Annotated in this window: 7 protein-coding genes and 1 pseudogene; 1 reads left to right on the top strand and 7 read right to left on the bottom strand. The window is 63.0% G+C overall.

Features of this window, described 5'->3' with window-relative positions:
• The 7 genes and pseudogenes from ACFYP3_RS36230 to ACFYP3_RS36200 form a co-directional block, all read right to left on the bottom strand.
• A partial coding sequence (locus ACFYP3_RS36230) for a cellulase family glycosylhydrolase (protein ID WP_388842230.1) occupies nt 1-1191 on the bottom strand: 1191 nt, incomplete at its 3' end.
• Between the two features lie 2 nt (nt 1192-1193).
• Complete coding sequence (locus tag ACFYP3_RS36225; protein WP_388842228.1) at nt 1194-1583, bottom strand: hypothetical protein; 390 nt, start codon at nt 1581-1583, stop codon at nt 1194-1196.
• Nucleotides 1584-2345: 762 nt separating this feature from the next.
• Complete coding sequence (locus ACFYP3_RS36220) at nt 2346-3545, bottom strand: hypothetical protein (protein ID WP_388842226.1); 1200 nt, start codon at nt 3543-3545, stop codon at nt 2346-2348.
• A gap of 1259 nt (nt 3546-4804) precedes the next feature.
• Nucleotides 4805-5305, bottom strand: a complete 501-nt coding sequence (locus ACFYP3_RS36215; protein ID WP_388842224.1) for an ATP-binding protein — start codon at nt 5303-5305, stop codon at nt 4805-4807.
• 459 nt (nt 5306-5764) lie between these two features.
• Nucleotides 5765-6161: pseudogene (locus ACFYP3_RS36210) on the bottom strand (transposase); the annotation flags it as partial.
• 15 nt (nt 6162-6176) lie between these two features.
• Nucleotides 6177-6530 carry a transposase gene (locus ACFYP3_RS36205; RefSeq protein WP_388842222.1) on the bottom strand — a complete coding sequence of 118 codons (354 nt, stop codon included), beginning with the start codon at nt 6528-6530 and terminating at the stop codon, nt 6177-6179.
• Between the two features lie 260 nt (nt 6531-6790).
• A complete protein-coding gene (locus ACFYP3_RS36200; RefSeq protein WP_388842231.1) occupies nt 6791-6877 on the bottom strand; it encodes a winged helix-turn-helix domain-containing protein in 87 nt (28 codons plus the stop codon).
• A gap of 638 nt (nt 6878-7515) precedes the next feature.
• On the opposite strand from ACFYP3_RS36200, the gene ACFYP3_RS36195 reads away from it, so the two are divergent.
• A complete protein-coding gene (locus tag ACFYP3_RS36195) occupies nt 7516-8244 on the top strand; it encodes a hypothetical protein (RefSeq protein WP_388842220.1) in 729 nt (242 codons plus the stop codon).
• The last annotated feature ends 254 nt before the right edge of the window (nt 8245-8498 follow it).

Here is an 8498-nt window from a genome sequence, read left to right as displayed (position 1 = left end):
AGAACCCCCACCATCACCCTCGCCGCGTGACCATCCCAAACAGCCCCATACCCGGCACCACATCCTTGACGAAGGACATAGAGACACCCCCCCCTGGACGGCCTGCGGGTAGGCTTGGGCGATAAGGTTACGATCGATCGTGGGGTTAATGACTTGGGCGTCGTTGCGCTCGACGGCGGAATGGTCTTCGCCGTTCCAGGCGTCGCCGGTGGTTTGGACTTTGCTTGGGTTTCCGTTTTTTAGCTCGTTATGATGGTTGCGGTAAATATCCCAGTGCCACTGGGTGCCGGAGAGCACGGGCGCATCGAAGTCGAGCACGTTGCTGCCAATCGTCGGCTTTCCGAGCTGCCCGGAATTCATGCCCTGATACATGCCGGCCAGTTCGCGTGCTGTGTCCCTGTGTCCGGTCTGGCTGACCGTGGCACCAAACTCGGAGACGAACGCAGGGGCGCCCCACGTCCGCGCGGCGCCGCGTATGTTGTCGAAGCGGCTCAGATATTCGCCGGTGGTGGCCGGCACTTTCGCTTCGGCTGGACGAAATTCATCAGGCACTAGGCGCCGGGTGTCGTAAAAGTGCGGCGTGAAAACAATTTTTGGGGTTTGGTCGGGGTCTCCGGTGGTGCCCAGTGCCGCCGGCAACGGGATGAGGCCAGCACCCAAAGGGCCAACCTTGATGTCGCCGAGTTGGCTGTTCCAAAATACGTTGGGCTCGGCGAACTGGAGCTTGTCTTGCCATCCAGCATCGTCCATCGCCGTGCGGATTTTTCGGTAGAACGGCCAGAGTTTCTGCGTATCCCACTCCTGCGCCTTCGCGTTCGACTCCCCGTCAAAGGGCTCGTTGAACGGCTCGAAGCCCACAATCCGGCTCCAGCTACCGTTCGCCACCATCTTGGTCTTCAGGTACGTCAAAGCCTTCGTCGTATGATTGACAAAGGCGGTCTGAATTCCCATTTTGGTACCGGCGAGGAGTGAGTTGCTCCAGAACGCCTCTGCGGCTGGCCGCACCCCACCGGTGTCCATCACTTGTGCCCCACCCCAGCCTTCCTCTCCCCCAGGGCACGTCAGCTCAATACAGGATTCCGCGCCGGCCAGACCGAGTCCCTCGACTGCCCAGGCCGGCATGCCGTCACCGGTGAACTTCGAGTCCGGCCTGAACAGGGCACGCGCCATGAGGTCCTGGTGGTACTCCACGATTACGCGCAGCCCCATTTTGGTGGCTTCGTGGATCTGGTTGACGACCTTGTCCAGGTAGGCCGTGTCATCGTCCCTTTGACAGGCTCGGAACCCTCCCACAGCAGCTGGAAGCGCACCACATTCGAGCCGGCCACCTTCTTCATGGCTGCGAAGGACGCTTTAGCATCCGCCGTGGTTTTAAACGGTAACAATTCGGTTTCTCTCAATTTAGTGGACCCGGACACCGCATAACCACGCAGTACCACCTGCCTACCGTAGCCATCCACGAAAACCTTGTTGGTGGAGTTGGCAGGGCTCGTCGCGAAGGAAATGGCGTCTGCCTTTGCGGCGTCGTCGGGTAATGTGTGCACCGGGTCGGCACCGGCAGGTGACTGGCTCGCCGTGAGCACGATCGCTCCCACGCCCGCCGACACGGCTAACCGGCGCCACCAACTCCCCCGCGTATAGGTTCCGCACGCAGACGATGCGGGGGGCAAAACGAGGGTCGGCAGGGTAGGATTAGCCCGCGCAGCCAACGACGCACGGCAGACCTTCGTCCGCGATTGCGCTCGCTGCTCGCCCTCCGCAGGCCCCCCGGCCCCGTACTTCCGCCTTCGGTGTCTACTCACGAACATTTCCGCTCTGCGAGAAAGAAAAGACCGCGCCTCACACTAGCCCCCAACATTGGCGGCGCGTGAGGCAGCTGCTGCGACTGCAGCCCGTCGGGGAAGGCGCGGGGTACGGTGACATAGGAAAACAAATTCTTACCCTTCATGGCTAATGTCCGCCGGGAGGTGCAGATTCCTTTGCCATACAAGAGGGCCAACTCTGCCCAGCATGACTCTCGAAGCGATGCCTCGGCATAGGTGGCGGAACCGTCCCGGCACACGACCTCGATACCGGAACGTTCGCGGAGCCAGAAGCCAAGGAGGGGTATCTTGCGGACGGTAGGCCACAACGCGTCTGCCGGTTTCGGCATCTGTCTATCGGGTACCTCCCCCCCCCATATGACAAGGGCGGCCCTCGGGAGCACATCGAGTCCTGAGGGCCGCCGTTGCGCAGAGCCCAGGGGTTAGCCAGCGCGTCCAGGAACGGCAGGGGCTCTTGGTGCACCAAGGGTTGTCCCGTAACTGCCAGTCACAGGCGGGATGATCTTGACGTGGCTGGTGCGATCACGGCATAGGAACTGGCGTGTATGTAGACGCGCAGTTGGAGTAAAATTCCATCGTGCTCTTAAAGCATGCAATTTCTCTGCGGTAGGTACCACTAAGGTTGTCAGCCTTGACGGGAATGTCCATGGTAAATGAGTCGACGCGATAGGTTGCGTGCGCACCGTATCCGTACAGGTTGTCGGTCTGGCGCCCGCCCTCGTAGTTGGTCGGATAGTAGTTGATTTCGATGGCCGTGGTGACCGGCACCACGAGTGGCCGGATAGCGATCCACGAAGTATCGCCCGTCGGGACCGTCAGCGAGGTCGTGGACATGTATTTCTGGGTCGCAATCACGGCAGTCTGGGTTTCGTTGTGGACTGTGCTCGAGATGCCAGCCGTGACCGTCGCTGACGCCGACGCCCAGCTTTCCTTCGGGGCAAGCGACCCGCCGATTTCCGCGTTTATGGACCATCCGGATGTAGTGCCCTTGATAGCGCGGGTCTCCACGGCTATGTCTCTCCACCAGGCCACGGTCTTACTGAGGTCTCCGGGACCAGTGTTTTTGATCCAGCTGTCGGCCGCCTGCACTGCCGTGCCCCACTTGGAGGACCCGGTCCTCACGTTGCTGTAGGTACAGGTCGCCATTTTTGTGGTTTCGCAGACATTTAGGCCTGCCTGCAGCATGTACTGGTTGATCCTTGCCTGTTTGCTCGGATCGACAGCTGTAATTTTGAACGCCTGTGAAGCCTTGGAGAAGCTATTATCACCGCAATGGCGAAGGGTCAGGGCATATTTGGATGTCAGGCAGTATCCGCGACCTCCTCCGAAATCTCCGATGTTCGCGGCTGCCCGGAGACTGTATTGGTTTTCCGTCGTAACAATGTCGCTGGCCACGGGAGTGAGGAAGAATGAGACAGCATATTCCGCACCGTATGCCATCACATTATGGTACGCGCAGTAGGCCACAAAGCAGGCGTTCGATTCGGGTCCGGCCTTATATTCGAGGTTTTTGCCGGAGCTGTCAGTCCACTGAATAGCGAACTCGCCAGTGCCATTTTTCTTAAACTTGAGCGTTACCTCAGCGGGAGTCGCGCCTGGTGCAGTGAAAACAGCGCGAATATTGTCGGTCACGGGCACTGTTGCGGCGGCGGAAGGCGGCGCAAAAATAAACAAAGGGGCGACAGCTAAGGACATAGCGAGGCCGAATAATTTCCGGAGCACTTAATTTTCCTCCATCAGCACGAGACGGCGGGCCCCCGGGCATCAAGAACCCACTGGGGCGGCCCGAGGCAGGGCTGGTTGGCCAAGCCCACCCGGGACCACCACAACACCTGCAACTGTCTAGCCGCCCAGAGGGCTGAACAGTACTATTTTCATGGGGCTAGGTGAAGGCGGCTGCTGAAAATTGTTGACGCTTCGGCTCCGGTATCGCAGCCTGCTGAACCCTTTTCATTCTCTACATCGCATGCCGTCGGGGGCTGGCTTTGACGATCTGGCTGACTACTGGAGCAGCGTGCTCGGCGGAAGGCGCTCTACTGCTTGAGCTGCCCGAGACACGCCTGCCGGGTGCACGCAGTGGATGCACTCGCCGTGACTGGCGGCCAGCCCGCGCGGGCCCCGTCCGTGGCGGTCTCCTGCCGGGCAGTGCCCCCACTGGCTTGCCGACAGGCAAGGTTGCTGCCTTGAATTGAGGACTCCCTCGCCTACTGCTGATTCGCAACGATCAGTGGAAACCGCCCTCCTGACAGACGACGAGAGCCGCTACCCGCCTGGCTTCATCACCATCGGCATCGACACGACCCTCCTCCACCAACTGAGGCCGCGACAAGAGAGGAAGAGGGGCACCAGCCACGGAGGGCGAACCACTTACGAAAAAATCAGTAGGTAGTGCGAGTCGTCGTGGGCTCGACGTGGACTTCACCGGCTATGAGTATGCGCGCTTGGGTGAGGCCTGGCCCTGGGCAGCCAAGCTTGGCGCCCAGCCGCACGCCGAAAGAGAGCCTGGGGCTCCGACCATGCCCGCAGGTACTTGGTGCGCAGGTTCTTCACCCACGCGCACCGCGTGGCACCCTCTCTCCACAGCTTGGCCTTACGCCAAAAGACGCCCCAAGCAAGCGCGGCCTGAGCCAGACTCACCCTGGATGAGCTACGCACCCTCGTCACTGGAAAAGCAGCGACGGCGCCCACCCCCACGAGGTGTCTCGCCAGACTGGTCCCCATCACACAGCAACCCCCACCAAGCTGCGCCCCTCGCCCCGACAGGATCAGCACTGTTCACCGCAACCTCCGGTCCCCCTTTCCGCCCATCGGCACTGAATGCCCTTACGGCTGCCTCACCGACCAGGCCACGCTGCGCATTAACTGCAATTCGGCCTCGCAGCCCTGGCGCATTCCGCCGTCGCAGTGCCGGGCCCTGCTGAGCAGCGGCCTGTACGCGATTTCGCTCGGGGCACAGGCGGGGGGCACATGCGGAGGACCTGTCAGGTGCCGATCTCGGCTACAGCGAGCGTGCCGTCGGGGGTACCGGTCAGACAGGAGCGGTGACACAGCGCCTCGACCAGATACAGCCCGCGACCACTTTCCGCGCACATGTCCTGCGGGTCGGGCTTTCGGTGGGACGGCCCACTGCCAGCGTCCTGGACCGCGATGGTCACGGCGTCCTGGCTATGGGCCAGGCGAAGGAACACAGGCGGCTTGCCGTGCTCGACGGCATTGGCCACCAATTCGGAGACGAGCAGGAGCGCTGTGTCCACAGTGTCAGTGTCCAGCTCCCATCTGCGCAGGTAGGGCCGGATGGCTCGGCGTGCGGCTGCGGCGGCCTCAAAAGAGAAGTCCAGGTACCAGGTAATGTGCTCCCCCGCGCCCTCACAGTGCACCACTTCCACCGGCCACGTGTGGGGCCAGGAGGAAGGCGCGGGCGGCCCGGGGAAGGCACGGAATGCGACGTTGGCTTTGGCGATGAGGGAGGGGGAAGCAATCATCGGGGTTTCGTCCGTTCCATCACTTGTGGGTGCAGTCGATTCCTTCGTGGACTCCAGGACGCAGCACCAGCGTCCGCCTCAAGTAGGAACCAGGGTGGAGGCCGACCGCACAGCCCAGGCTATGGCGGCTTTTGTCTAGTTTGGACGCGTTGGCACGGTAATCGTCACGTCCGCACCGCCGAGAGATTTTATGTTCCAGCTGCGCCGCCCTATACCGGCCACAAATGGCCTCTTTCCGCACTGCGATCGGCAAAGCAGCCCCCTCCACCCAATGTCGATGCGGCGCTGGCAGGCTGACCGCCTCCTCACCCACGGCGCGTGGGCCAGCAGAGCGTGGTGATCGCGTTTACGCCACGCCGCGGCGACTGAGCAGGACCGCCTTCACCTGCGGCTCGGTGCCTTGACCGCCGCTCTCCTCCCGATACGGAGGGGGATTCCCACTAGGCCCTTTGCTTCGGATCACCTCGCCGACCATATGAAGATGGCAGCGAGGTGGAGTCCGGCGGGGTGAATGGCGACGGTCGTGATGCCTTTATGGATGTCAACCCGCGAGGGCTTGGTGCAGGCGCATGGTGTGGCTCGGATGATGATCCGGTAGAGCTGTCGGGCGACGTAGCGTTTCAGGCCGCGGATGGCTTCGCGTCGGGTTTTCCTTCGGCGGTGCGTTGTGCGAAATAGCGTCGGCTGCGAAGGGCCTCCCACCGCAGTCTGGCCAGGACGATGGTGTAGAGCGCGGAGTTTGCCTGTCGGCCGGCGCCACGGTTGTTCTGCGCTGAGTCCTGCCCGAGGACACCTCGACTGGGCTCACACCGCAAAGTGAGGCGAATGAGGCCTCGCTGCGAAGCCGGTGAGGGTTACTGATTTCGGCCTTTCAAGGTGAGGGTGGTGGGCTGTCGAGCGAGAGGCTGGTTCCGGCGAGAACGCCGTCGGGGACGTGAGGTCTGTACTGGAGTCGTCTGAGGCGGATTCGGTCGGCGGCTTCGAGCTGGTCGAGGGCGGCGCTTGTGAGGTGGGCGAGGCTGCGTTTGACGTGGGCCCACAGGAACTCGACCACGTGGAGCTCGGGTGCGTATGAGGGCAGGATGAACGCGTCAGCCAGTCCCGCCGACAGCTCGCGCATGACGTGGGAGACATGGGTGTTGAGCCGGTCCCAGACGAGCATGATCGGGGCCCTGACCAGCTGGCGCATCCCGTCGATCGGACCGATGCAATCCTGCTCGGACATGCTGCAGCGCTCGCCCTTTGCGGCCGGTATGCCGGCGCAGGCAATGGGCCAGCCGGGTCCGCGAGCCCGGCCGCATCGCGATCAGGCCCACCACCGGGACCCTGCCACAGCGGCAGCGTGAGGCCTTCACGACCGGGGTGATGCCCCGTCTGCCCCAGGTCTGTCCTTTGAAGGTGTGCGGGTGAAACCCGCTTTCTGCTTCGTCCTCGAAGCAGATGTAACCGCCGCAGGCCGCCCTGGTCCTTTCACCTCCGCCCAGGTCACCTTTTCCACACCGTCACGGCCTTCTTGCCGCGCTCCGCGGCCCGCGGTACGGGCATCTGCGGGGTGAACCCGAGCCGGCGCATCAGCCTCGTTGCGCCCGAGACGTGCAGGAGACGTGAAACTCTCTGCCGATCAAAGCCCCCACCGGGCCCCGGTCCATACGTGGTCCCGGTCCCGGCCATGCACGGCCGGCCCCTGCCCCAGATAGACGGCCAGCTCCTCCCAAGCAGCGCGGCGACAGCCGGCACCGCCGTCCTCATCCTGGAACTCACCGTTGAAAAGGCTCACTGTCGCGAGTCGCGGAAAAGATCAGCTGCTGGAGCCTGATAGCTAGCCTAACCAGCTGTATTGATTCGGTAGCCGGACGAACTAGGCTCCTACTGACTGCAAACAGTGGAATCTGGGCTCGCGCCGCTGTAAGGCATCGACTCGTTTTACATATCGGAAATATCGGGCGCCGAGTGTGGAACTGGGCGTCGATAGCGGTTGACCCCCCGGGTACTCGCCTAGGACACTTGTGTACCCGGAACCGCTGCATCCAGTTTCTCAACCAAGCAGCGGCCGGATGGCGGGGACCCGATGGTGCGGCAGGCGGCTGAGCAGCCTGCCAGCCCCCGGAACAGTGGCCTGAACCCTAAGCACCCATGGTGTGACGGCCCGTTTCAATTGCGGCGGTCCCGGCGGGTCGGGGGTGTCAGCCCATCAAGGACGCGAGGGACCAATGGCTTTGCTGCAACACCATGACGATCCTGGCCAGAGGATTCCTCTCCCCCCGGCCAGCACGCCGCACCGCCTCGGCCTGCTCTCCACGGTCCGCCCCGGCATGCCGCTGTTGGCGACACGTCTGGCGATAGCGGGGCTGCAGGTCAGTGCCGATGCTCGATGGGGAGACGTCACCGCCCTGGCAGCCCTGCACTCGCATAGCCCTGCGGCTCTCCTCCTAGACCTGTCCGAAGCGCAGGAGGAAGCTGTCCCCGATTTGATCCGTGCCGCCCGGCTGATCGCGCCCACGATTGCCTTACCACCTACCCCCCGCTGTGCTCTTGCCGCCTTCGAAGCAGGAGCCATCGATGTCCTAGACCACCGCGCCCGCAGCGTTGAGCTGGCATGGCGCATTCACGCCTGTCTCCGCCGAATCACTACAGCGGCCAAGGCCTCACACCACTTCAGCGGCTCCCTTGTGCAGAGCATGCTCTTCGATATCCTCATCAATGCTCGGCAGCCGGTCTGCTGCCACCAGCTGCGCTTACTGTTAGGGTCGCCGGATCTCCCCATGACCATGCGCGCGCTTAAGGCACGCATCCACCGCTTGCATCCAGCTCTCCACGAACAGCAGCGCAGCTTAGTGATGGACCAGCAGTGGGGCTTGGTCACCTACGCCTGCCAACCGCCGTCGGCTCCGCGTTCCGTTTCCTGGCTTGACGCGCAACGTGGCTCCTCACCCGCCTGAAGGAGAGCTTTGGCGTTGCGACGGAGCTGACGGCCGCTAGGACCGCACCACGGCCGAAGCCATCCGCAGATGGCGGCGCTTTTCTCTCGAACTTGCAACGAGCAGCCCAAATTCGGAGATGACCCGATCACGCCAGCCAGGCCCGAGACGGTTAAGACGCCGGTCACCGGCTCCACGCGTGCGCGCGATCAGCTGAGGGTCACCTGGCGGTTGGTGAGTCCGCCGCGTGCCCGGCGCTCCTCCGTGGTCAGCGG

The sequence above is a fragment of the Streptomyces sp. NPDC005533 genome (assembly GCF_042871845.1).
Lineage (GTDB): Bacteria > Actinomycetota > Actinomycetes > Streptomycetales > Streptomycetaceae > Streptomyces.
This window is presented reverse-complemented; position numbering and strand designations above follow the sequence as displayed.